This is a genomic window from Streptomyces sp. NRRL F-5135 (genome assembly GCF_000719775.1).
Taxonomy (GTDB): Bacteria; Actinomycetota; Actinomycetes; order Streptomycetales; family Streptomycetaceae; genus Streptomyces; species Streptomyces hebeiensis.
In genome coordinates this window covers 100,433-124,947 of the sequence record NZ_JOHR01000016.1, presented here as the reverse complement: position 1 = coordinate 124,947, position 24,515 = coordinate 100,433, and the positions used below count along the sequence as shown (strand labels likewise).

Sequence of the window (24,515 nt, the reverse complement as noted above, 5' to 3'; positions counted from 1 at the left end):
GGGGGCAGTCTTCCCGGTGACCGGCCGAAAGCCCAAACGGAACCCGTCTCGTCGGCAGGCGGGCCGTGCCAGAAGCCCGTCCGGCCGGGCCTCCCCGACGGTCCCGTCGTCACCGGAACGGGACGGAAGGTGCCTGTTGGGCGGGTGGGGCGTGGCTACAGCAGGGGGGTGATGAAGCGGCGGACGGTCTCCTCGTAACCGGCGGGATCGGCGTTCCACATCGCCGCATGCGGAGCGTGCTGGACGGTGTGGAGAGTGACGAGTCCCGGCCGGAGTCCGGCCAGTTCCCGGGACGGCCGCCAGGGGGCGATGGTGTCGCCGGGGCCGTGGACGATCAACGTGGGGGCGCGCAGCCCGGGCGGCTCGGTGGCCCGCAGGAGCCGGTCGACGCCGAGCCCGGCCCGCCCCTGGGCCGCCCGCACCGCGAGGGGCAGCAGCGCCGCGGGCACCTTGCGGGCGGTGGCCAGCGCGCGCAGGGTGGCCTCCCAGTCCAGCACCGGCGAGTCGAGCACCAGCCCGGAGACCCGGTCGGCGAGCGCGGATCCGGTGGCGGCGAGCAGGGCCATGGCGGCGCCGGTCGACCAGCCGTGCACGATCACACGCTCGGCGCCGTAGCGGACGGCGTAGCGGATCGCCGCGTCCAGGTCGTACCACTCGGACTCGCCGAGGTGGCCGATGCCGTCCGGGGACCGGGGCGCGCCGGGGTCGCCCCGGTAGGCGACGCCGAGCACGGGAATCCGCAGGGAGGTCAGGAACCCCAGCAGGTTCATGGGATGTTCACGGGTGGTGCCGAGCCCGTGCACGGTGATCACCCAGGTGTCGCGCGAGCCGGGCACGTACCAGGCGGGCACGGCCCCGAGGGGGCCCGGGATCCACACCTCCTTGTGGTCGATGCCGAGGGCGGTGGTGGGATCGCCGCTGTACAGCTGCGGGGTGACGCGGACCCGTGAGCCGGGCGCCAGGCTGCCGCGGCCGACCCTCACCAGCCGGCGCACCACCGTGTCGGCGGCGTGCTCCACCCCGTCCAGTACGGGTCCGACGACCGCGTGGACGTCGGGCCCCTGGATGCCGTACGTACCGGGGCGCAGGGACGCCAGGCAGCGGGTCAGGGTGACCTGTCCGGCGGCAGTGGCGTGCACGGTGAGGCGGGGGTCGCCCGGCAGGGCGCCGTCCGGCGGCGGCTTCAGGGCGGCATCGCCGGCGTACCGGCCGGCGGCGACCGCGGCCGCGCCGACCCCGAGCACTGTGGAGACGGCCGCTGCCGTCGCTGTCGCCGGGCGCACCGTCCCAGTGTCACCGCTCGGGGGCCCACCCGGCCAGCGGGCGGGTCCCGAAGAGGTACGGGCGGGCGGGTGAACGGGGAGCACCGGGCCTCGGGTACGCCGGGGCGGACGGCCGACGGCGGGCGAGCGGCGGGCGCTCAGCCGCGTTGGCCGTACCCCCTGAGCTTCGCCGCCACCTCGCCGACCTGCTCCTCGGACAGCAGGGTGGGCGTGCGGCCGGGCAGCGCGCTCGCGGTGAGCCAGAGGCGGCACATCCACTCCAGCTGGGCCGTGCGGTCGTACGCCTGGGCCAGGCTCGCCCCATAGGCGACCGTGCCGTGGTTGCGCAGGAGGCACGCGGTGCGGTCGCGCAGGGCGTCCATCATGTGGGCGGCCAGCTCCTCCGAGCCGTAGAGCGCGTACGGGGCGACCCGGACGGGGCCGCCGAGGGCCGCGGCCATGTAGTGGACGAGGGGGAGTTCCGGAACGAGGGTGGAGACGGCGGTGGCGTGCACCGCGTGGGTGTGCACCACGGCGGTGGCGGTGGTGGCGCGGTAGACCGCCAGGTGCATCGGCAGCTCGCTGGTCGGCGTCAGCCCGCCGAGGACCTGCCGGCCGTCCAGACCGACCGCTATGAGGTCGTCGGGGCCCAGCCGCTCGTACGGCACCCCGCTCGGCGTGACGAGGACCAGGTCACCGACCCGGACCGAGACATTGCCCGAGGTGCCCACGACGAGCCCCTCGTCCGCCGTCCTGCGTGCCGTGGCCACGAGCTCCCGCCAGGCGTCCGCCAGCCGCGCGTCCCGCGGCTCGCCCGTCGCGGGCCCGGCCGACAAGGGCTCGCCCGACCCGGGACGGGCCGGGGTGACGGGACCGGTTGAGTCAGTGGGGTCAGTCATGGGGCAGATCTTGTCAGGCTGGGCCGAACGAAGGTGGCGCGGGCGCGTCTTGGGAGCCGGCCGGGACCGGGCGACGCCCCTCCCCTAGGGTCACCGCGAAGTCCTCTTCAGTTCATCTCTCGTTCACCCTGACTCCTTACGTTCACCTTGGCCACTGACGTCGAACGATTGCCTGGGTAAATGGAACACATCACGCTGCTGCTCGCGATCGTGATCGCGACAGCCCTCGTGTTCGATTTCACGAACGGTTTCCACGACACCGCCAACGCGATGGCGACGACCATCTCGACCGGCGCGCTCAAGCCCAAGACAGCGGTGGCCATGTCGGCCGTGCTGAATCTCGTCGGCGCTTTCCTGTCCGTCGAGGTCGCCAAGACGATCTCCGGCGGACTCATCAACGAAGAGGGCATCCGGACAGAGGTGATCTTCGCGGCGCTCGTCGGCGCCATCCTCTGGAACCTGCTCACCTGGCTGCTCGGGCTGCCGTCCAGTTCCTCGCACGCGCTCTTCGGCGGCCTGATCGGCGCCACGCTGATGTCCGTCGGCGCCTCCGGCGTCAACGGCGGTGTGGTCGTCACCAAGATCCTCATCCCCGCGCTCGCCGCGCCCCTGGTCGCCGGGGTCGCCGCGCTGCTGGCCACCCGGCTCACGTTCCGCCTGGGACGGCACGCCGACGACAAGGCCACGGCCAAGGGCTACCGCGCGGGCCAGATCGCCTCGGCGGGGCTCGTCTCCCTCGCGCACGGCACGAACGACGCGCAGAAGACGATGGGCGTCATCACGCTCGCGCTGGTCACCGGCGGCGTGCTCGCGCCCGGCGCCAACCCCCCGCTGTGGGTCATCGTCTCCGCCGGTGTCGCGATCGCGCTCGGCACGTACCTCGGCGGCTGGCGCATCATCCGCACCATGGGCACGGGCCTGACCGACCTCCGGCCCCAGCAGGGATTCGCCGCCCAGACCAGCGCGGCGACCGTCATCCTGGCCTCCTCCCACCTGGGTTTCTCGCTCTCCACGACGCAGTCCTGCTCCGGTGCCGTGATGGGCGCGGGCCTCGGCCGCAAGGGCGGTGTGGTCCGCTGGTCCACCGCCACCCGGATGTTCGTCGCCTGGGGCCTGACCCTGCCGGCGGCGGGCCTGGTGGCCGCGGGCGCCGAGTTCCTGACGGGCCAGGGCACCTGGGGCGTCACGGTCGTCGCCGTGCTGCTGGTCGCGTCCTCCGGTGCGATCTGGTACGCCTCGCGCCGCAAGCCGGTCGACCACACCAACGTCACGGAGACCGGCGCCGGCACGGCGGGCACGGACGCCGGGACCACCGGTGTTCCCGAGCCCGCGGGGGTCGTGACCACCGCCGTCGCGGCCGTCGCCCCGCCGCCGGTGGCGGGCACCGCCCAGGACCTGTCGGCCACCATCCAGGCCCCGGCGGGCCCCGCCGGCGAGCCGGCGCGTACCGCCTCGGTCTGAGGGGTCCCCGCGGCTCCGCGGGAGGGCGGAGCCGCGGGATCGCACCATCGCAAGCGCGCGTGACCAGAGGATCAGAGGAGCGGAGAAGACGATGAACATCGACTGGGCGGCCCTGGGAGCCGTCTTCGGCGTGAGCCTCGCGGCCACGGTCGCCCTCGTGGGCCTGTTCGCCCTGGGCGTGGTGAGCCTGGCCAGGCAGGAGTCCGCCGGGGCCCGGAGCGCGGGCGGCGCCGCCCGCACGGGGCAGGTGCTGGCCTACGCCTGCTTCGCGCTGTGCGCGGCGGCGGTGGCGTACGGGATCTATCTGATCGTCGCCTGACCCGGCGCGGCGGGCGGCGGCGCCGGCCGCGCCCACGAGCCCGCGGGATTACACAGAGGAGTCGGCCCCGGCGCACCAGGTGTGTGCCGGGGCCGACTCCTGCCTCTCGTGCCGCCCCTGTGCCACTCGTGCCGCAAGAGGGCCCATATAGGGACGACACGGCCTCGTGTGGGGCTCGGCACACTGTTCCGTCGCAGGTCAAGGACGAGTTGACGGGTGTTCTCGAGCGTGGTGGACTTCCGGGGCCATACACGGCGGCATGGAGAGGAAGCCGGTGCGAATCCGGCGCGGTCCCGCCACTGTCACTGTGAGCGCCGTCCCACCCCGGGCGCCGCTCGCAGGAGCCAGGAACTCTCGCCGCCGCGTCACGTCGAGCCGGGGCGCGGACCCTGAGTGAGGACGATTCGCCATGCCTGGCTGCGGTTCAGCCGCCGCGGGCGGCCGTGGTCCGGCCGCCGAGCGGGTTTTCGCGTACGGTGCCGCCGCCGGCCTCGTGGCCGACCGGCTGCTCGGTGATCCGCGCCGGGGGCATCCCGTCGCGGCGTTCGGCAGGGCCGCGGGGGCCGTGGAACGAGTCCTGTGGCGCGATCACCGGGGCTGGGGCGCACTGCACACGGCGGTGTGCGCCGGTGGAGCCGTCACGGTCGCGGCACTCGCCGCGCGCGGCGTACGCGGAGTGCGCGGCGTACGCGGCATACGCGGAGTGCGCGGCGTACGCGGCATACGCGGCATACGCGGAGTGCGCGGCGTACGCGAAGTAGGTGGCGCGCGGGACCTGTGGGGCGTGCGAGACGTACGCGTCGCGCGTGGTGACACCGCCGCCGCCCCCGCTCCCCCGGCCTCCCCCGGCGCGCTCGCACCCGTCGCCCTGACCGCCGCCGCCACCTGGGCCGTCGTCGGCGGTACCTCACTGGGGCGGGAGGCCCGCGCCATCGGCGAGGCACTCGCCGCGGGGGACCTCGGCCTCGCCCGGCAGCGGCTGCCACACCTGTGCGGGCGCGACCCGCAGGCCCTGGACGGCGGGCAGATCGCGCGCGCGGTGGTGGAGTCCGTCGCGGAGAACACCTCCGACGCCGTCGTGGGGGCGCTCGTCTGGGGCGCCGTCGCGGGGGTGCCGGGGCTGGTGGGCTTCCGGGCGGTGAACACGCTGGACGCGATGGTGGGTCACCTGTCACCGCGCCACCGCCGGTTCGGCTGGGCCTCGGCCCGCCTCGACGACCTCGCCGGATGGCCGGGCGCCCGGCTGACGGCCGCCCTGGCCGTGGTGGCGGGCGGCGATCCGCGCGGCGCGCTCCGGGCGCTGCGCGCGGACGCGCACCGTCATCCGAGCCCGAACGCGGGGCCGGTGGAGGCGGCGTTCGCCGGCGCGCTGGGCGTACGGCTCGGGGGCACCCTGGCGTACGCCGGGCGCGTGGAGCACCGGCCCGTCCTGAACGGCGAGGGGCGGCCCGTCGAGGTCCCGGACATCGAGCGGGCCGTGCGGCTGTCCGGCCGGGTGTCCGCGCTCGCCCTGATGACCTGTGTCGCGGGGCGGTTCGCGTACGGCGCGCTGCGGCACGCCGCGGAACGGCGTACGACGTCAGCGGGGAAGGGGCGCGGGGCATGAGCCGGAACGGGCGGGGGCGCGGGGGCGGGCTGCTGATCGCCGGGACCACCTCCGACGCGGGCAAGAGCGTGGTGACGGCGGGAATCTGCCGCTGGCTCGTGCGCCGGGGCGTGAAGGTGGCGCCCTTCAAGGGACAGAACATGTCGCTGAACTCGTTCGTGACCCGTGAGGGCGCGGAGATCGGCCGGGCACAGGCGATGCAGGCGCAGGCGGCACGGGTGGAACCGACCGCGCTGATGAATCCCGTCCTGCTGAAACCGGGCAGCGACCGCAGCAGCCAGGTGGTGCTGATGGGCCGTCCGGTGGGCGAGCTCAGTGCCCGCGGTTACCACGGCGGGCGGCAGGAGGCGCTGCTCGGGCCGGTCCTGGAGTGCCTGGAGGAGCTGCGGAGCGGCTACGACGCGGTGATCTGCGAGGGAGCGGGCAGCCCGGCGGAGATCAATCTGCGCCGTACCGACATCGTGAACATGGGCATCGCGCGGGCCGCGCGGCTGCCGGTGGTCGTGGTCGGGGACATCGACCGCGGCGGGGTCTTCGCCTCCTTCTTCGGGACGACCGCGCTGCTGAGCCCCGAGGACCAGGCGCTGGTGGCGGGTTATCTGGTCAACAAGTTCCGGGGGGACGTGTCCCTGCTGGAGCCGGGGCTCGACATGCTGCGCGCGCTGACGGGGCGGCCCACGGTGGGCGTCCTGCCGTGGCGGCACGGCCTGGGCATCGACGAGGAGGACGGCCTGCGGGTGTCGCTGCGCGGGGCGGTGCGCGAGTCGCGGCCGGCGGCCCCGTACGGCGAGGACGTGCTGCGGGTCGCGGTCTGCGCCGTACCGCTCATGTCCAACTTCACGGACGTGGACGCGCTGGCCGCCGAACCGGGGGTCGTGGTCCGCTTCGTGGACCGGCCGGAGGAACTGGCGGACGCGGACCTCGCCGTGGTGCCGGGCACGCGCGGCACGGTGCGGGCCCTGGAGTGGCTGCGGGAGCGCGGCCTCGCCGACGCGCTCGCCCGGCGGGCCGCCGAGGGGCGCCCGGTGCTGGGGATCTGCGGGGGCTACCAGATCCTGGGCGAGCGCATCGACGACGAGGTGGAGTCGCGGGCCGGCACGGTGGCCGGGCTGGGACTGCTGCCCGTACGGGTCCGGTTCGCGCGCGAGAAGACGCTGGCCCGGCCGGCCGGTGTGGCGCTCGGCGAACCTGTCGAGGGGTACGAGATCCACCATGGCGTCGCCCGGGTGCTCGGCGGCGAGGCGTTCGCCTCCGACGAGGCGGGGCGCGCGCTGGACGGCTGCCGGGTGGGGTCCGTGCAGGGAACGCACTGGCACGGGGCGCTGGAGAGCGACGCGTTCCGGCGGGCGTTCCTGACGGAGGCGGCGCGGGCCGCGGGCCGGCGTTTCGTACCGGCGCCCGACACGAGCTTCGGCGTGCTGCGCGAGGCACAGCTCGACCTTCTCGGCGATCTGGTCGAGGAGCACGCGGACACGGACGCGCTGTGGCGGCTGATCGAGGAGGGGGCGCCCGGGGCACTGCCGTTCGTCCCGCCGGGGGCGCCGTCGTGACCTCTCGACGTCCGACCCGGCCCGGCCGGCCCGCCCGCTCTGTCCGCTCCGTCCCCCCTGCCCCCCGCACCCAAGCTGCCGTACGCGAACCTCTCGAAGGAGCGATCAGCATATGAGCACCCCTTTCCCGTTCACCGCCGTGGTGGGGATGGACGATCTGCGGCTCGGCCTGCTGCTGAACGCGGTCAGCCCGGCGGTCGGCGGAGTCCTGGTCCGGGGCGAGAAGGGCACGGCGAAGTCCACGGCCGTGCGCGCCCTGGCCACGCTGCTGCCCGAGGTGTCGGTGGTCGGCGGGTGCCGGTTCAGCTGTGATCCCGCCGCGCCCGATCCGCGCTGCCCGGACGGACCGCACGAGCCCGGGCGCCCCGGTGCGGCCCGGGCCGCCCGGATGGTCGAGCTGCCGGTGGGCGCGTCGGAGGACCGGCTCGTCGGCGCGCTGGACATCGAACGCGCCCTGGCGGAGGGCGTGAAGGCGTTCGAGCCGGGGCTGCTCGCCGAGGCGCACCGCGGGGTGCTGTACGTCGACGAGGTCAACCTGCTGCACGACCACCTGATCGACTCGTTGCTGGACGCGGCGGCCATGGGGTCGTCGTACGTCGAGCGCGAGGGCGTCTCCGTACGGCACGCCGCCCGTTTCCTGCTCGTCGGGACGATGAATCCGGAGGAGGGCGAGCTGCGGCCGCAGCTGCTCGACCGCTTCGGGCTGACGGTGGAGGTCGCGGCCTCGCGCGAGCCGGACGAGCGGGTGGAGGTCGTACGGCGGCGGCTCGCGTACGACGACGATCCGGCCGGGTTCGCCGCGCGCTGGGCCGACGAGGAGGACGCGCTGCGGACGCGGATCGTCGCCGCGCGCGCGTTGCTGCCGGAGGTACGGCTGGGGGACACCGCGCTCCGGCAGATAGCCGCGACCTGCGCCGCGTTCGAGGTGGACGGGATGCGGGCGGACATCGTGATGGCGCGGACCGCCGTGGCGCTGGCCGCGTGGGCGGGGCGTACGGACGTCACGGCCGCGGACGTACGGCAGGCCGCGCTGCTGGCGCTCCCCCACCGGCGGCGGCGCTCGCCCTTCGACGCGCCGGGGCTGGACGAGGACAAGCTGGACGAGACGCTGGAGGAGTTCGCCGGGGACGACGACCCGGGCCCGGAGGATCCGGACGGCGGTCCGGACGGCGGTCCGGCCGGCGACGGCTCCGGCCCGGACGGCCCCGGCCCGGACGGCCCCGGGGACGGGGGCGGGGGCGGGAACGGGAACGGCGGTCCCGCGGACGAGGACGGCCCGCCGCCGCAGGCCGGTCCGCGAGAGCCGGCCGCGCCCGGACGGGACGAGGCACCCGGCGAGGACGGTACCGCGCCCGACGCCGCGGAGCAGCGGCCCGGTCAGGAACGGCCCCGGGCCCCGGACGGCTCGGGCCCGGCGGCCGGGCCCGGAGCCGGGGAACGGTCCGCCGTACGGGCCGGGGAACCGTTCCGTACGAAGACGCTCAGCGTGCCGGGGCTCGGCGAGGGCGCGGCAGGACGCCGCTCCCGGGCCCGTACGGAGCACGGCAGGACGACGGGCTCCCGGCGCCCCCGGAGCGTCCTGACCAAGCTTCACCTGTCGGCCACGGTCAGGGCGGCGGCGCCGCACCAGCGGGCGCGCGGGCGCTCCGGCCCCGGGCTGGTGGTCCGCCGGGACGACCTGCGGCAGGCGACCCGGGAGGGCCGCGAGGGGAACCTGGTGCTGTTCCTGGTCGACGCGTCCGGGTCGATGGCGGCCCGGCAGCGCATGAGCGCGGTGAAGGGGGCGGTGCTCTCACTGCTGCTGGACGCCTACCAGCGGCGCGACAAGGTCGGCCTGGTCACCTTCCGCGGGAAGGAAGCGGCGCTCGCGCTGCCGCCGACGTCGTCGGTCGACGCGGCGGCGGCCCGGCTGGACACGCTGCCGACGGGCGGGCGGACACCGCTCGCCGCCGGGTTGCTGAAGGCCCATGACGTCCTGCGGGTGGAGCGGCTGCGGGATCCCGTGCGGCGCCCGCTGCTGGTGGTCGTGACGGACGGGCGGGCGACGGGCGGCGGGGACCCGCTGGGGCTGGCGACGCGAGCGGCGCGGCTGCACGCGGCGGAGGGGACGGCGGCGGTGGTCGTGGACTGCGAGTCGGGGCCGGTACGGCTCGGGCTGGCCGGAACACTCGCGGGCGCGCTGGGCGGTACGGCCGTCACCCTGGACGAACTGCGGGCCGACAGCATCGCCGGGCTGGTCAGGGACGTCCAGGGCGAATTCGGAAAGCGAGGGGCCGGCGGAACGCGAGGGGCCGGAGCCCAGGGTGCCGGGCGCCGGGGAGCCGACGGCCAGAGGGCCGGCGTACGGGCGCCCGGGGCGGCTTCCGTGTCCACCGCCGCCGCGACGGGCGGGACCAGGACAACCGACCGGACCGAGAAGACCGGCAGGACCGGTGGGACCGGTAAGGCCGTCAAGAACACGAACAGGAGGGCCGCGTAATGCCGAAAGGACAACCGGAGACCGTCCCGGACGACGGACTGACGACCCGTCAGCGCCGCAACCGTCCGCTCGTCCTCGTCCACACCGGCACCGGAAAGGGCAAGTCGACGGCGGCCTTCGGGCTCGCGCTGCGGGCATGGACCCAGGGCTGGCCGATCGGTGTGTTCCAGTTCGTGAAGTCGGCGAAGTGGCGGGTCGGCGAGGAGAAGGCGCTCACCGTGCTGGGGGCGAGCGGCGAGGGCGGCAGCGTCGTCTGGCACAAGATGGGCGAGGGCTGGTCGTGGGTGCAGCGCGACAGCCAGCTCTCCAACGAGGAGGCGGCGCGCGAGGGCTGGGAGCAGGTCAAGCGGGACCTCGCGGCCGAGACGCACAAGCTGTACGTGCTGGACGAGTTCGCGTATCCGCTGCACTGGGGCTGGGTGGACACGGACGAGGTGATCGAGGTGCTGCGGGACCGCCCGGGCAGCCAGCACGTCGTGATCACGGGTCGCAACGCGCCGGAGAAGCTCAAGGAGTTCGCGGATCTCGTCACGGAGATGACGAAGATCAAGCACCCGATGGACGCGGGCCAGAAGGGGCAGAGAGGCATCGAGTGGTGAACGTCCCGCGCCTGGTCGTCGCCGCGCCCTCCTCGGGCAGCGGCAAGACCACCGTCGCGACGGGCCTGATGGCGGCCTTCTCGGAACGCGGTCTGGCCGTCTCCCCGCACAAGGTGGGGCCGGACTACATCGATCCGGGCTACCACGCGCTGGCGGTGGCGTCCGGTTCGCCGGTTCCGTCGGCGTCCGGCGGGTCCGGGGCGACGACCGGGTCCGGGCCGCGGCCCGGCCGGAACCTCGACGCGTACATGTGCGGTCCCGGTCTGATCGGGCCGCTGTTCGCGCACGGGGCCGCGGGCGCGGACCTGGCGGTCGTCGAGGGGGTCATGGGGCTCTACGACGGTGCGTCCGGGCAGGGGGAGCTGGCCTCCACCGCCCAGGTCTCGAAGCTGCTGCGCGCGCCGGTGGTGCTGGTGGTGGACGCCTCGTCCCAGTCCCGTTCGGTCGCGGCGCTGGTGCACGGTTTCGCGTCGTGGGACCCGGAGGTGCGGATCGGCGGGGTGATCCTCAACAAGGTCGCCACGGACCGGCACGAGCGGCTGCTGCGGGACGCGCTGGACGGGTCGGGCGTACCGGTGCTGGGCGTGCTGCGCCGGACCGACCTGCTGGGCACGCCCTCCCGGCACCTGGGGCTGGTCCCGGTGGCCGAGCGGCACACGGACGCGGTGCGGTCGATGCGGGCGCTGGCCGACCGGGTGCGGGCGGGCTGCGACCTGCCCGCGCTGCTGGCGCTGGCGCGCAGCGCGCCGCCGCTGGACGCGGTGGCGTGGCAGCCGGGGATCGAACCGATCGCCGGCGCGGACCGCGCGGGGCGGCCCGTGGTCGCCGTCGCCGGCGGTTCCGCGTTCACGTTCTCGTACGCGGAACACACCGAGCTGCTGACGGCGGCTGGCGCCGAGGTCGTGCCGTTCGACCCGTTGCGGGACGAACGGCTGCCGGAGGGCACCAAGGGGCTGGTCATCGGGGGCGGCTTCCCCGAGGTGTACGCGCCGGAGCTGTCCGCCAACGAGCCCTTGCGCGCGGCCGTCGCCAAACTGGCGCACGCCGGTGCGCCGGTCGCGGCGGAGTGCGCCGGGCTGCTGTATCTCGCGCGCTCCCTGGACGAGAAGCCGATGTGCGGGGTGCTGGACGCCGACGCGCGGATGTCGGAGCGGCTGACGCTGGGCTACCGGGAGGCGGTGGCGGTCGGTGACAGCACGCTCGCGGCGGCGGGGACCCGGGTGCGCGGGCACGAGTTCCACCGGACCGTGCTGGAGCCGGCGGCGGGGCCGGAGGCGGCATGGGGAGTGGTGCACCCGGCCCGTCGGCTGGAGGGGTTCGTCCGGGGCGGCGTGCACGCGAGCTATCTGCACACGCACTGGGCGGCGACTCCGCGCATGGCGCGGCGGTTCGTGGAACGGTGCGCGGCGTGAGCCGGCGAGGGGACGAGGACGGGGCGGCGGCCCGCCGGGCGCGAATCCGTACGGTACGGGCCTACGGGGCGCGGGCCCGTGGGGCGCGGGCGGGCTCCGTACCGTGTCGTGTGCGACGCGGTGGCTCAGCCGGCGACGCCCACCACCAGCCAGATGAAACACACCCCCAGGACCGTGCACAGGAGGGTGGAACGCGCCGGGTGCTCGTGGTGGGCCTCGGGCAGGATCTCGGCGGCGGCGAGATAGAGCAGGGCGCCGCCGAAGAAACCGAGGTAGCTGCCGAGCGCCTCTTCGGGGAGGGTGAACAGCAGCGTGGACGCGGCGCCCGCGACCGGCGCGACGGCGTCCGCGAACAGCATCGCGATCGCCTTGCGGCGGCGGTTCCCGTACAGGCTGGTGATCGTGTACGTGTTGAAGCCGTCCGCGAAGTCATGGGCGATCACGGCGAGGGCCACGGCGATGCCCATGCCCCCGCCGACCTGGAAGGCCGCGCCGAGCGCGATGCCGTCCATCACGCTGTGGCCGACCATGGCGGCGGCGGCGGTCAGACCGACCTGCGGCACCCGTTCGGCGGCGACGGGGGGAGCGGCGTGGTGGTGGGTTCCCGCGGCGCGACTGCTCGTGGTGTGACCGCCCCGGTGATCGGTGCTCCTGCCATCGGTGCCGATGTGATCCGCGCCTGTGTCATCGGTGCGAGTGTCGTCGGTGCCTGGGAGACGTCCGCCCGAGTGAGGGTGCGGCCCCTCCGGGGCACCGCCGTGGGCCGCCTGCCGGCCGGCGAGCAGCCGTTCCACCAGATGGGCGATCAGGAAGCCGGCGACGAAGAGCAGCAGCGCCTGCGGTACGCCGAAGATCTCCTCACCCGCCGCGCGCAGGGCCTCCGGCAGGAGATCGAGGCCGACGACGCCGAGCATCAGACCCCCGGCCAGGCCCAGCACGAGGTGGCGGCGGTCCGTGACGCGCTGCGCCGTCCAGCCGCCGAACAGCGTCATGAGGAACGCGCCGAGCGCGACGAACACCGCCATGGGCCCCTGCATAGCCCATCGGGGCCGCGTTCCGCACATTCGCGGGGCGAGTTGGTGGTCGGTATCGGCGCGCGCCGGGGCGCCTCGGCGGAAGACGTGTCCGCGCTGGTCGAGGCGACCCTGCGGGGCGCCGGACTCCCGCCGCTCGCGGTCGTCGAGCTGGCGACCGTGGCCGCGAAGGCCGCGGAGCCCGGGATCCTGGGAGCGGCGGAGCGGCTCGGGGTGCCGGTACGGGGGTACGCGGCCGAACTGCTGGCCGGTGTCCGCGTACCGCACCCGTCGGACGCCGCCCTGGCCGCTGTGGGCACCCCCTCTGTCGCGGAGGCGGCCGCGCTGGCCGGCGGAGGCGTGCTCCTCGTCCCGAAACGGACGGCGCGGAGCGGGGGCGCGCCCGGGACGGTCACCTGCGCCGTGGCGTGCAGGGGCCACCCGGAAGGCGATCCGGAGTGGAACCGGTCCCTATGGACATGATGTCGATATCGGCAGGAAGAACAGGAAACACAGGGGGCACACGCGATATCGCGTGTGCCGTGGTGACAGGGCTGCGGTGGTTCCGGAGCCTCAAGGGAGGGAGCACGGTGAACCGCCTCGTCGTCCCGTTGTTCGTCGAGCGCGTGGCCCGTCCGGTCCACCGGCACGGCCCCGTATCCGGAATACCCGGCCACGACCCGCGCGACGGCCATGTACGCGCACGCTGACGGCCACGATCTGCGCCACCACGGCGACGCCGAGATGCGCGACGGCGCGGCCGGACTGGTCGACCTCGCGGTCAATGTCCGTACGGGCACACCGCCGGACTGGCTGTGCGCGCGGATCGCCGAGTCGCTGACGGGGCTCGCCGCGTACCCCGACGGCCGGGTGGCGCGGGCGGCGGTGGCGGCGCGGCACGGCCTGCCGGCCGAGCGAGTGCTGCTGACGGCGGGGGCCGCGGAGGCGTTCGTCCTGCTGGCCCGGGCCCTGCCGGCGGGCAGCCGGCCGGTCGTGGTGCATCCGCAGTTCACGGAGCCGGAGGCGGCGCTGCGGGACGCGGGGCACGAGGTGCGGCGGGTGCTGCTGCGGGAGGAGGAGGGCTTCCGGCTGGATCCGGCGGCCGTGCCGGAGGACGCGGACCTGGTGGTGCTGGGCAATCCGACCAATCCGACCTCGGTCCTGCACCCGGCCGGGACGGTCGCGAAGCTCGCCAGGCCGGGCCGGACGCTGGTGGTGGACGAGGCGTTCATGGACGCGGTGCCGGGCGAGCCGGAGGCCCTGGCGGGGCGGGTGGACGTGCCCGGGCTGGTGGTGCTGCGCAGTCTCACGAAGACCTGGGGGCTGGCCGGCCTGCGGATCGGCTACGTACTGGCGGAGCCGGAGACGGTGGCCGCGCTGGAGCGCGCCCAGCCGCTGTGGCCGGTGTCGACCCCGGCGCTGGCCGCCGCCGAGGCGTGCGTGTCGCCCGCCGCGCTGGCGGAGGCGGAGGCGGCGGCGCGACGCACAGCGGTGGAGCGGGCGCATCTGCTCGCGGGGCTGGCGGAGTTCGACGAGGTGCGGACGGTGGCGGCGGCGCGGGGCCCGTTCGTCCTGCTCCGCACGGCCCGCGCCGACGCGGTCCGCGCCCGCCTGCGCGTCCTGGGCTTCGCCACTCGCCGGGGCGACACGTTCCCGGGCCTGGACGCCCGGTGGCTGCGCCTCGCCGTGCGGGACCGTGCCACGACGAATCGATTCCTCCAGGCCCTGGACCAGTCCCTGACGGCGGTCGGCGAGCCCGGGGGCGGGACCACCGGGGGCTGACGCGGCGGAGCGCCCCGGAACGTGGCGCGGGTCGCGCTCGTCGCGGGTCGCGCTCGTCGCGGGTCGTGGCCAGGGCGGGTTGAAAGGGTTTCAGGTTCACTTGTCCGAAATGAGGTTTATTTTGCCCCCTCTTCGGCCTGAGGCGACCAGCGCCACTGAGAATTTCCAAGCGCGTCGAGACGGGTCAGGATTGCCGCGCGTAGCGCGGCGAACTCGTCTGCGCGGTGGTAATCAGGCTGTGCGGTCGACTGTGCTGGATGTTTCCGATACACCCCGCCGGGTGTGCCGACCATCCGCCCTGGTGCTACCGAGGCACAGATGAGCACAAGGGCGAGAGCCTCGAGCGCGGGGAGCGCCGGCCACCCTCCTACCGCCCGCACGAGGTCGGTACGTGCCGTCAGATGTGTGCCTACCACCGGAAACATGCCGGCCTCGTACTGGGCACGCAACTGCGCGTAGGGCAAAGGCCCCGGCGGCGGGTCGTACGGACCAGGTATCAGCCGGCCGTCAGGTAGCAAATCCAGGCACCCGGAGATGCACCACCCGGCTTCGGGATGACGCGTCAGCTCTTCTATGTCGCGCGCGAGCGCTCCCTCAGTCAGTAGGTCGTCGGCATCCAGGGCTCGGGCGAGAGAGCCGTTGGCCCGGGCCAACCCAACGGTGCGCGCCACGCCGGCGCCGCCACGGGCCCCCGTGGAGTAGCGAATACGCTCATCAGAGGGCAGCACTGTCCGCGGCCGCCCCGTGCGCCCGTCTTCCTGGATGAGCCACTCCCATGCCCAGCCATCAGGCATCGGTTGGGCCCTGAGAGAGGCGTAGGCGTCAGGCAAGTACTGGTGACCGCCGTCATAGACGGCCGTGATCACACTGATGGTGGGCATGAGGTCCACCGCTGGAGAGGCGAATGCGTCGTTCCGCCCGGCCGGGGTTCCCGACTGTCGTTCAACAGGTCGGGGTTCTGACCGGCGAGGTCGTTCGGGAGGTAACTCGGCTCTCTGGGCTCTCTCATGATGCGGACCGTTCCAGATCGAGACTCAAGGATCAACACTTTCCTCAGAAGGTTGCTCGGACCGTGTCCCATGTGGCGATCGAACTGCTCCGGGTGACCGCCGCGAGGAAGCGTTGCTGTCGAATTCCTTGCCCCACAGCACCAGCGTGTCCGGCCGCGGCAGATGCGGCAGTCGGTCGGCGCAGCTCGTCTCAACCCCCGGCGGTGAGGCCGGACACGGCGCGACACGGGGCGACGGCGTAGGGACGCAAGCGAACAAACGGAGCCAGGACAACCGGCGCCGAGCCATCGGTCCACCTGCGTCCCTGATCGTCAGGAGCCCTGAACCCGACACCGCACATACGAGCTCGACATACGACTCGCGAGGCCCGCGCGGCAGCGGGCGGCCCGCGCGATCACTCGTCCAGGACCGGCGCGGCGCGGGCTGCCGGAATCGGCCGCGCGCCACACATGCCGACCTCGCCCCGGCGTCCGGCTCCCGCGTTGTCGGACGCGCGAGCGCTCCCCGGCTCCGACGGCCGCGTCGTCAGGCGACCACGTGGCCGTTCAGGACGATGCGGCGGGGAGCCTTCAGGGTGCGGACGTCCGCTCGGGGGTCCTCCTCGTACACCACCAGGTCCGCCGGGGCGCCCTCCTCCAGGGCCGGTCGGCCCAGCCAGGCGCGGGCGGACCAGGTGGCGGCCGAGAGGGCCGCGAGCGGCGGCAGGCCGGCCGTGACCAGTTCCGCGACCTCCGCGCCCACCAGGCCGTGGGCGAGGCCGCCGCCCGCGTCGGTGCCGGTGAAGACCGGGATGCCCGCGTCGTACGCCGCGCGGACGGTGTCGTAGCGGCGGGCGTGCAGCCGGTTCATGTGCGCCGACCAGCGCGGGTACCTGGCCTCGCCGCCCGCGGCGAGCCGCGGGAACGTCGCGATGTTGACCAGCGTCGGCACGATCGCGACGCCGCGCTCGGCGAAGAGCGGGATGGTCTCCTCGGTGAGGCCGGTGGCGTGTTCCACGCAGTCGATCCCCGCCTCCACGAGGTCACGGAGCGAGTCCTCGGCGAAGCAGTGCGCGGTGACCCGGGCCCCGAGCCGGTGCGCCTCCGCGATGGCCGCCTCGACCGCCCCGCGCGGCCAGCAGGGGGTCAGATCACCCGCCTCCCGGTCGATCCAGTCGCCGACGAGCTTGACCCAGCCGTCCCCGCGCTTCGCCTCCCCGGCGACGTAGGCGACGAGGTCCTCCGGCTCGATCTCGTGCGCGTAGTTGCGGATGTAGCGGCGGGTACGGGCGATGTGGCGGCCCGCCCTGATGATCTTCGGCAGATCGGCACGGTCGTCGATCCAGCGGGTGTCCGCGGGCGATCCGGCGTCGCGCAGCAGCAGCGCGCCCGCCTCACGGTCCTCGATCGCCTGCTTCTCGCTGGTCGCCGCGTCGACCGCGCCGTGCCGGTCGAGCCCGACGTGGCAGTGCGCGTCGACCAGGCCGGGCAGCGCCCAGCCCTCGACCGTACGGACGTCACGGGCGAGGGAGGGCCGGTCGTAGGTGATCCGGCCGCCCACGACCCACAGCTCGTCCCTGACGTCCTCCGGGCCGACCAGGATCCGTCCCTTCACCCGGAGCGCCACGTGTCCGTCCGCGTGCCTGTCCGCGCGCCCGTCGGCGAGGCCGCCCACGTCTCCGTCCGCACCGCCGAATTCCCTCATGAACAGCACTCTACGAGGCCCTGGGTACCCTCGACGAGAGTCCGAACACGAGACCGAACAGCCCGTTCGGGCGGCCCGGCCGGGCACCGTCGGCGGGGCGGTCGGCGCACGGCACCCGCTCGCGGGCATCCGCCGTCCGGCACCCGCTCGCGGGCACCCGCCGTCCGGCACCCGTTGTCCGGACACCCCCGCCCGGGGCGTCCCGTCCGGGAACCCCGTACGTCCACACCTCGCCGAGGAGACCCCACCGTGCCCCATCCGCTGCTGGACCTGCCCCCGCTGACCGCCGACCGCTTCGCCGCCGTCGAACGCCGGGTGGCCTCGCTCCTCGCCACCGAGAACGATGTCGTGATCATGCAGGGCGAGGCCCTGTTGCCGCTGGAGGGCTGTATCCGCGGTGGCGCGCGGCCCGGTTCCACCGCCCTGAACGTGGTCACGGGACCGTACGGGCAGACCTTCGGCGACTGGCTGCGTGACTGCGGCGCGACCGTCGTGGACCTGGAGGTGCCGTTCCACACCGCCGTGAGCGCCGACCGGATCGAGCACGCCCTGGCCGCCCACCCCGAGATCGACTTCGTGTCGCTGGTGCACGCCGAGGCCGCGACCGGGAACACCAATCCGGTCGCGGAGATCGGCTCGGTGGTACGGGCGCACGGCGCGCTGTTCATGGTGGACGCCGTCGCCTCCGTGGCCGCCGAGCCGCTGTACACCGACGCCTGGGGCGTGGACCTGTGTGTGATCGGCGCGCAGAAGGCGATGGGCGGCCCGGCCGGGGTCTCGGCGGTGTCCGTGAGCGAGCGCGCCTGGGCGCGGTTCGCCGCCAATCCGCGGGCGCCCCGCCGCTCGTACCTCTCCCTCCTCGACTGGAAGGAGCGCTGGATCGACACGGGCCGCCGGGCTCTGCCGCACGCCCCCGCACAGCTGGAGATGCTGGCCCTGGAGGCGTGCCTGGACCGCATCGAGGCGGCCGGCCTGGCGGCCGTGACCGCCGGGCACGCCGCGACCGCCGCCGCCGTGCGCGCGGGCGCCCTGGCGCTGGGCGGCGGCCTGGAGCCGTACGTCCACGAGGCGGCCGAGGCCGCCCCCGTGGCCACCACGCTCCGTACGCCCGCCGGAACCGACGCCACCGAGCTGGTCGCGAAGGCTCTGGCCGCCGATCCGTCGCTGCCGCTGGTCGCCGGCGGGGGCGCGCTGGCGGCGGAGATGATCCGGGTCAACCACTACGGCGCCGCCGCCGCTCCGGACGTCGTACACGCCTGTCTGACCGCGCTGGGCACCGCCCTGGAGGAGGCGCTCGGCGGAGCCGGCCGGCCGGTGGACCAGGAAGCCGCCCGGCGCGCGGCGGACGAGGCGTGGCGCGAGAGCCTGTCGGACGCGGCCGCGGACCGGCCGCGCCACGACGGCTGAGCCCCGCCCGGCGCGACGCGCCCGCGAATCAACAAAGAGAACAAGAGAACATGAATTAATGAATACGGGAAGCTGCTTTATTTCAAGCAGCTTCCCGTATTCTTCTGCCCGCTTTCCCCACCCCTAAACGCATGGGTTTCAGATGACTCACCAGCAGCGATTACCCGAGATCTCGATGGCGTTACGGATATGTGACCGGACCCACAAACCTGACCGTTTTGTTCCAACATTTCCAAACATGTCCGCCTACTACTGGCCGGTATCGCATGGCGCACGGGCGCGCGATAACACATACCGCCCCTTCTCCCAACCCCTGACCGAGATGCATCTTTCCAATTTGCTGGGTAAATTCAATCTCCATGACCGCCGCACAAGCAGACCTTGCAGGCGCCCGAAGCGAATTCGCCCGATCCTTCACGATCGACGCCCCACGAGTGGAGGACGGAGCCGCGATCTGGCGCATCGCCCGCGACTCCGAGGTCCTTGACCTCAACTCCTCGTACAGCTACCTGCTCTGGTGTCGTGACTTCGCGGCCACCTCCGCCGTCGCCCGTGACGACGACGGCACGCCGGTCGCCTTCGTCACGGGATACATACGGCCCGAACGTCCCGACGCGCTGGTCGTCTGGCAGGTCGCCGTCGACGGCGGCCAGCGGGGCCGCGGCCTCGCCGGAGCGCTCCTCGACGAGCTGACCGCCCGGGTGGCCCGCGACCTGGGCGTCACGGCCGTCGAAACGACCGTGACGCCGGACAACACCGCCTCGGACCGGCTCTTCACCGCCTACGCCGCGCGCCACGACGCGGTCCTGGAACGCGAGGTCCTCTTCGACGGCGGGCTGTTCCCCGACGGGGTGCACCAGCCGGAAGTGCTGTACCGCATCGGCCCGCTCTCGTTCTGAGTCGTCGTGTCCGGTCGTGACCCGTCGCGACTCGTCCGTGCCGCCCCCGTCGCGGTACGGACGGCCCCGTGGCACCCCGTACCGACTGGTTCGGGCCCCGACCCGACCGATTCGGACTCGACCCCGAACTGTTCGAGGCTGGTTCCGACTCTTTCCGACTCGTTCCGAGCAGCTGAGCGGTCCGGACGGCCCGAACGCTCCCCGTACACGGCCTCCCAGCACACTCCCGCTTCCCACTCGCACACCCCCATCGGCAGGAGAATCCCGTGACCATCACCCCGCCCGCACTGAGCGTCTTCGAGACCCTGGAGTCCGAGGTCCGCAGCTACTGCCGCGGCTGGCCCGCCGTGTTCGACCGTGCGCAGGGCGCACGCCTCACGGACGAGGACGGCCATACGTACCTCGACTTCTTCGCCGGAGCCGGCTCACTCAACTACGGCCACAACAACCCGGTACTCAAACGCGCCCTGCTCGACTATCTCGAGCGGGACGGCATCACCCACGGCCTGGACATGGCGACCACGGCGAAACGCGCCTTCCTGGAGACGTTCCAGAACGTGCTGCTCCGGCCCCGTGACCTGCCGTACAAGGTCATGTTCCCCGGCCCCACGGGCACCAACGCGGTCGAGGCCGCGCTGAAGCTGGCCCGTAAGGTCAAGGGCCGCGAGTCGATCGTCTCCTTCACCAACGCGTTCCACGGCATGTCGCTGGGCTCGCTGGCCGTCACCGGTAACGCCTTCAAGCGCGCCGGCGCGGGCATCCCGCTGGTGCACGGCACGCCCATGCCGTTCGACAACTACCTCGACGGCCAGGTCCCGGACTTCCTCTGGTTCGAGCGGCTGCTGGAGGACCAGGGCTCCGGCCTGAACAAGCCCGCCGCGGTGATCGTCGAGACCATCCAGGGCGAGGGCGGCATCAACGTGGCCAGTCCCGAGTGGCTGCGCGCGCTGGCCGATCTGTGCCACCGCCGCGACATGCTGCTGATCGTCGACGACATCCAGATGGGCTGCGGCCGGACCGGCGCGTTCTTCTCGTTCGAGGAGGCGGGCATCCAGCCGGACATCGTCACGCTGTCGAAGTCCATCAGCGGATACGGCCTGCCGATGTCGCTGTGCCTGTTCAACCCGGAGCTGGACGTCTGGGAGCCGGGCGAGCACAACGGCACCTTCCGGGGCAACAACCCGGCGTTCGTGACGGCCACCGCCGCGCTCAACACGTACTGGGCCGACGGCCAGATGGAGAAGCAGACCATCGCCCGCGGCGAGCAGGTCGAGCACGCGCTGAAGGCGATCCGTGCCGAGAGTCCCGGTACGCCGCCCGACATCCGGGGCCGCGGCCTGGTCTGGGGCGTGGAGTTCGAGGACAAGAACCGGGCGACGGCCGTCTGCGCCCGCGCCTTCGAGCTGGGGCTCCTGCTGGAGACGTCCGGCCCGCAGAGCGAGGTTGTCAAGCTGCTGCCGCCGCTGACCGTGACCCCCGACGAGCTGGACGAGGGCTTGCGCACGCTGGCCCGCGCGGTCCGCGAGACGGCCTGACCGCCTGATCGCTCGCTCCAGCCGCACCGCCGCACCGCCGCACGGCCGCACCGGCCACGCGGACACCACGCACCGCGTGACACGAGCTGAACATCGCGCCCGCCGCCCCGACAGGCCCCGACGGCACCCGCGGGTGAACGGCACCACTCCGGCGCGTACGGGGTACGGGGTACGCGACACGGGGGCCGGGGCACCGCCCGACAGAACGGACGGCCGAGCCTCATGCCCCCTGTCCCGTACCCCGCGCCCCGTACGCGAACGGACACCGGACCATCCACAGGAAAGCGCACGCATAGCGACCGCACAGAAGAGAAAGGCGCCAGCCACCGTGATCGTCCGATCATTCAAGGACATCGAGAACACCGACCGCCATGTGAAGTCGGCCTCGGGCACCTGGGAGAGCAAGCGCATCGTGCTCGCGAAGGAGAAGGTCGGCTTCTCCCTTCACGAGACCGTGCTGTACGCCGGCACGGAGACGTCGATGTGGTACGCCAACCACATCGAAGCCGTTCTGTGCGTGGAGGGCGAGGCCGAGCTCACCAACGACGAGACCGGTGAGACCCACTGGATCGAGCCCGGCACGATGTATCTGCTCGACGGGCACGAGCACCACACGCTCCGCCCGAAGACCGACTTCCGATGCGTCTGTGTCTTCAACCCGCCGGTGACCGGACGGGAGGACCATGACGAGAACGGCGTGTACCCGCTGCTGACCGAGGAGGGCTGATCATGACGACCGCACCCGCACGTACCGACCTGTACCCGACCCGTGGCGCCGCCGAGGTTCTCACCCCGCGCCAGGACCCGGTCGTCTGGTCCGCGCCCGACGCTCCGGGCCCCATCGACCCCGTCGATCTCGGCGGCTTCGAGCGGGACGGCTTCCTCACCGTCGACCAGCTGATCGGCGCGGACGAGGTGGCGCTGTACCGCACCGAACTGGACCGGCTGGTCTCGGACCCCGCGGTACGGGCCGACGAGCGCTCGATCATCGAGCCCCAGTCCCGGGACGTCCGGTCGGTCTTCGAGGTCCACCGCATCAGCGAGGTCTTCGCGAACCTGGTGCGGGACGAGCGGGTGGTGGGCCGGGCCCGCCAGATCCTGGGCTCGGACGTCTACGTCCACCAGTCGCGGATCAACGTCAAGCCGGGCTTCGGCGCCACGGGCTTCTACTGGCACTCGGACTTCGAGACCTGGCACGCCGAGGACGGTCTGCCGAACATGCGGACCGTGTCGGTCTCGATCGCGCTGACCGAGAACTTCGACACCAACGGTGGTCTGATGATCATCCCCGGGTCGCACAAGACGTTCCTCGGCTGCTCGGGCGAGACGCCGAAGGACAACTACAAGCGGTCGCTCCAGATGCAGGACGCGGGCACGCCGTCGAACAGGGCCCTCACGGAGATGGCCGACAAGGCCGGCATCAAGCTCTTCACGGGCAAGGCGGGTTCGGCGACCTGGTTCGACTGCAACTGCATGCACGGCTCGGGCGACAACATCACGCCGTACCCGCGCAGCAACGTCTTCATCGTGTTCAACAGTGTGGAGAACACGGCCGTCGAGCCGTTCGCGGCGCCCGCGCCACGACCGGACTTCATCGGCGCCCGGGACTTCACCCCGGTGCGCTGAGCCGGCTGAGCCGCTGAGCGGGATGTGAGCGGGGCGGCTCGCACGGGCGCGGGGCCGGTCGGATCGGACGACCGGCCCCGCGCCGTACGCGTGGCCGGCCCGGACCGCCGAAGGCCCGGGCCGGGCGGCTCAGTCCGCGAGCACGTCCAGCGCGCGGTCCACGTCGGCGGTCGAGTTGTACAGGTGGAACGAGGCCCGTACGTACCCGGCCCGTACCGAGACCGCCACCTTCGCCCGCCGGAGGTCCTCGTGCCGGTCGGCCACCCCCAGGACGGACACGATCGGCGTGGTCCCGGGCACCGCGTCGAGGCCGAGGGCCAGCAGCCCGTCCCGGAAGCGGGCGGCGAGAGCGGTGCCGTGGTCGCGGATCGCGTCGACGCCGATCTCCTCGATCAGCGCGAGGGACCGCTCCGCCGCCTCGTACGAGAGGAAGGACATCGGTTCGTCGTAGCGGCGCGCGGTGGAGGCGAGCCGCTCGACGGGCCCGTAGTTGTTCGCCCACAGCTCCTCGCCGGTGATCCAGCCCGCGTGCGCCGGCACCAGCGACTCCTGGGCCTCCTCGGTGACGGTGAGGAAAGAGGTGCCGCGCGTGCAGAGCAGGTACTTGTACGCACCGGTCACGGTGTAGTCGAACGCCCCGGCGTCCAGCGGCAGCCAGCCCGCCGCCTGGGTGGCGTCCGCCAGCGTCCGGGCTCCGTGTGCCGCCGCAGCGGCCCGGATCGCCTCGTCGTCGGCGACCCTGCCGTCCGCGGACTGCACCACGGAGAAGGCGACCAGGTCCGTGCCCGGCCGTACCGCCTCGGCCAGTTCCTCCAGCGGCGCGAACCGCAGCTTGAGGTCGCCCCGGACGGCGAACGGATTGACGAGGGAGGCGAAGTCCCCTTCGGGCACGAGGACTTCGGCGCCGGCGGGCAGCGAGCCGGCGATCAGCCCGACGTGCACGGCGACCGAACCGCCCACGGCGACCCGTTCGGCGGGGACCGAGACCAGCCTGGCGAAGGACGCGCGGGCCCGCCCCACGGTCGCGAAGCTCTCCTCGTCCACCCCCCGCCGACCGGTGGCGTTCGCCTCGGCCAGCGCCTGTACGGCGGTGACGGACCTGCGGGGCAGCAGGCCGCAGGAAGACGTGTTCAGATACGTCATGTCAGGCGCGAACTCGGCGCCTCCCAGGGTGTCCATGGGTCAACCCTGGAACCGCCGCGCCCCTACGTCAATCGCCGCTCTCCGAAGGGCGGGTCCAAGCGATCCTTATGAGTGCGCCGCGGCATCGGCCGCACGGTCCCGCCACGCCCGTTCCAGCGCCTGGGTGAACACCTCGGCGGGCTGCCCGCCGGAGACCCCGTACTTCCGGTCGAGGACGAAGAACGGTACCCCGTTCGCGCCCAGTTCGGAGGCTTCGCGTTCGTCGGCCCGCACCTCGTCCGCGTAGGCCTCCGGATCCGCGAGCACGCTCCGTACCTCCTGCTCGTCCAGACCGGCCTCGACCGCGAGCACCACCAGCGTCTCCTCGTCGAACAGGGAGCGCTCCTCCGCGAAGTTCGCCCGGTACGCGAGGTCGAGCAACTCGGCGTGGAGGCCGCGGGCCCTGGCGAGGTGGAGCACCCGGTGGACGTCGAAGGTGCTGCCGTGGTCGCGCCCCTCCGACCGGTAGCCGAGTCCCTCGGCGCGCGCGTGGGCGGCGACCTGCTCCTCCATGGCGCGGACCTCCTCGGACGTCCGCCCGTACCTGGCGGCGAGCATGTCCGCCACCCGCACGGTGTCCCCCTTGGCCCGCCCGGGGTCCAGCTCGAACGAACGGTGCACGACCTCGACCTCGTCGCGGTGCGCGAAGTCCGCCAGGCCCTTCTCGAAGCGGGCCTTGCCTATGTAGCACCAGGGACAGGCCACATCGGCCCAGATCTCCACGCGCATGTTCGGTTCTTCTCCAGAGTCACGGTCACGGGCTGTCGGTCTGCCGGACGGATACGGCGCTT

19 protein-coding genes, 2 pseudogenes and 1 riboswitch are annotated in these 24,515 nt (G+C 73.4%); of the genes and pseudogenes, 14 read left to right on the top strand and 7 right to left on the bottom strand.

Annotation, left to right across the window (positions count from 1 at the left end):
* Positions 1–155 precede the first annotated feature (155 nt).
* Entirely contained in the window at positions 156–1,283 is a 1,128-nt protein-coding gene (locus tag IG02_RS0126685) for an alpha/beta hydrolase (RefSeq protein ID WP_030753296.1), read from the bottom strand.
* A gap of 137 nt (positions 1,284–1,420) precedes the next feature.
* Entirely contained in the window at positions 1,421–2,161 is a 741-nt protein-coding gene (locus IG02_RS0126680) for a class II aldolase/adducin family protein (RefSeq protein WP_078854853.1), read from the bottom strand.
* A gap of 180 nt (positions 2,162–2,341) precedes the next feature.
* On the opposite strand from IG02_RS0126680, the gene IG02_RS0126675 reads away from it, so the two are divergent.
* The 7 genes and pseudogenes from IG02_RS0126675 (at position 2,342) to IG02_RS0126645 (ending at position 11,587) form a co-directional block, all read left to right on the top strand.
* Positions 2,342–3,622 carry an inorganic phosphate transporter gene (locus IG02_RS0126675; RefSeq protein ID WP_030753290.1) on the top strand — a complete coding sequence of 427 codons (1,281 nt, stop codon included), beginning with the start codon at positions 2,342–2,344 and terminating at the stop codon, positions 3,620–3,622.
* 91 nt (positions 3,623–3,713) lie between these two features.
* A complete protein-coding gene (locus IG02_RS0126670; protein WP_030753287.1) occupies positions 3,714–3,941 on the top strand; it encodes a hypothetical protein in 228 nt (75 codons plus the stop codon).
* A 263-nt stretch (positions 3,942–4,204) separates the two neighbouring features.
* Positions 4,205–4,295: riboswitch (cobalamin riboswitch) on the top strand.
* Positions 4,296–4,350: 55 nt separating this feature from the next.
* A complete protein-coding gene (locus tag IG02_RS39855; protein ID WP_037804308.1) occupies positions 4,351–5,547 on the top strand; it encodes a cobalamin biosynthesis protein in 1,197 nt (398 codons plus the stop codon).
* Entirely contained in the window at positions 5,544–7,097 is a 1,554-nt protein-coding gene (locus IG02_RS0126660; protein ID WP_030753281.1) for a cobyric acid synthase, read from the top strand. The genes IG02_RS39855 and IG02_RS0126660 overlap by 4 nt, the downstream gene beginning before the upstream one ends.
* A gap of 112 nt (positions 7,098–7,209) precedes the next feature.
* Positions 7,210–9,349 (top strand): annotated as a pseudogene (locus IG02_RS0126655) (putative cobaltochelatase); the annotation flags it as partial.
* 226 nt (positions 9,350–9,575) lie between these two features.
* The gene (cobO, locus tag IG02_RS0126650; RefSeq protein ID WP_030753275.1) at positions 9,576–10,175 is read left to right on the top strand and encodes a cob(I)yrinic acid a,c-diamide adenosyltransferase; all 600 of its coding nucleotides are present in this window, start codon (positions 9,576–9,578) and stop codon (positions 10,173–10,175) included.
* Positions 10,169–11,587: a cobyrinate a,c-diamide synthase gene (locus tag IG02_RS0126645; protein ID WP_030753272.1), complete on the top strand. Its 1,419-nt coding sequence runs from the start codon at positions 10,169–10,171 to the stop codon at positions 11,585–11,587. The genes cobO and IG02_RS0126645 overlap by 7 nt, the downstream gene beginning before the upstream one ends.
* Before the next feature lie 125 nt (positions 11,588–11,712).
* Here the strand turns inward: IG02_RS0126645 and IG02_RS0126640 are convergent, their stop codons facing one another.
* Positions 11,713–12,612, bottom strand: coding sequence for a ZIP family metal transporter (locus tag IG02_RS0126640; protein ID WP_030753269.1), 900 nt, complete (start codon positions 12,610–12,612; stop codon positions 11,713–11,715).
* Between the two features lie 54 nt (positions 12,613–12,666).
* Between IG02_RS0126640 and IG02_RS0126635 the strand changes: the two genes are divergently transcribed.
* Positions 12,667–13,083, top strand: coding sequence for a cobalamin biosynthesis protein (locus tag IG02_RS0126635; protein WP_107055708.1), 417 nt, complete (start codon positions 12,667–12,669; stop codon positions 13,081–13,083).
* Between the two features lie 162 nt (positions 13,084–13,245).
* Positions 13,246–14,382: pseudogene (gene cobC, locus IG02_RS0126630) on the top strand (Rv2231c family pyridoxal phosphate-dependent protein CobC); the annotation flags it as partial.
* 116 nt (positions 14,383–14,498) lie between these two features.
* Here the strand turns inward: cobC and IG02_RS0126625 are convergent.
* Together IG02_RS0126625 and IG02_RS0126620 are read right to left on the bottom strand one after the other, a co-directional pair.
* On the bottom strand, positions 14,499–15,263 hold the full coding sequence (locus tag IG02_RS0126625; RefSeq protein ID WP_030753264.1) for a glycosyltransferase family 2 protein: 765 nt from the start codon (positions 15,261–15,263) through the stop codon (positions 14,499–14,501).
* A gap of 654 nt (positions 15,264–15,917) precedes the next feature.
* Positions 15,918–16,997 carry an amidohydrolase family protein gene (locus tag IG02_RS0126620; protein ID WP_030753261.1) on the bottom strand — a complete coding sequence of 360 codons (1,080 nt, stop codon included), beginning with the start codon at positions 16,995–16,997 and terminating at the stop codon, positions 15,918–15,920.
* Between the two features lie 327 nt (positions 16,998–17,324).
* Between IG02_RS0126620 and IG02_RS0126615 the strand changes: the two genes are divergently transcribed.
* From IG02_RS0126615 to thpD, 5 genes are all read left to right on the top strand, one after another.
* Positions 17,325–18,482 carry a pyridoxal-phosphate-dependent aminotransferase family protein gene (locus IG02_RS0126615; protein WP_051765772.1) on the top strand — a complete coding sequence of 386 codons (1,158 nt, stop codon included), beginning with the start codon at positions 17,325–17,327 and terminating at the stop codon, positions 18,480–18,482.
* Between the two features lie 359 nt (positions 18,483–18,841).
* Positions 18,842–19,381 (top strand): diaminobutyrate acetyltransferase, encoded by a 540-nt coding sequence (gene ectA, locus IG02_RS0126610; protein WP_078854852.1) that lies wholly within the window; start codon positions 18,842–18,844, stop codon positions 19,379–19,381.
* Between the two features lie 266 nt (positions 19,382–19,647).
* Positions 19,648–20,916 (top strand): diaminobutyrate--2-oxoglutarate transaminase, encoded by a 1,269-nt coding sequence (ectB, locus tag IG02_RS0126605; RefSeq protein ID WP_030753254.1) that lies wholly within the window; start codon positions 19,648–19,650, stop codon positions 20,914–20,916.
* 328 nt (positions 20,917–21,244) lie between these two features.
* Positions 21,245–21,643, top strand: coding sequence for an ectoine synthase (locus IG02_RS0126600; RefSeq protein ID WP_030753252.1), 399 nt, complete (start codon positions 21,245–21,247; stop codon positions 21,641–21,643).
* Between the two features lie 2 nt (positions 21,644–21,645).
* Positions 21,646–22,542, top strand: coding sequence for an ectoine hydroxylase (thpD, locus tag IG02_RS0126595; protein WP_030753250.1), 897 nt, complete (start codon positions 21,646–21,648; stop codon positions 22,540–22,542).
* A 129-nt stretch (positions 22,543–22,671) separates the two neighbouring features.
* Here thpD and IG02_RS0126590 read toward each other — a convergent pair whose 3' ends face one another.
* Together IG02_RS0126590 and IG02_RS0126585 are read right to left on the bottom strand one after the other, a co-directional pair.
* Entirely contained in the window at positions 22,672–23,721 is a 1,050-nt protein-coding gene (locus IG02_RS0126590; RefSeq protein WP_030753248.1) for an aminotransferase class V-fold PLP-dependent enzyme, read from the bottom strand.
* A 69-nt stretch (positions 23,722–23,790) separates the two neighbouring features.
* Complete coding sequence (locus tag IG02_RS0126585; RefSeq protein WP_030753246.1) at positions 23,791–24,453, bottom strand: DsbA family oxidoreductase; 663 nt, start codon at positions 24,451–24,453, stop codon at positions 23,791–23,793.
* Positions 24,454–24,515 lie beyond the last annotated feature (62 nt).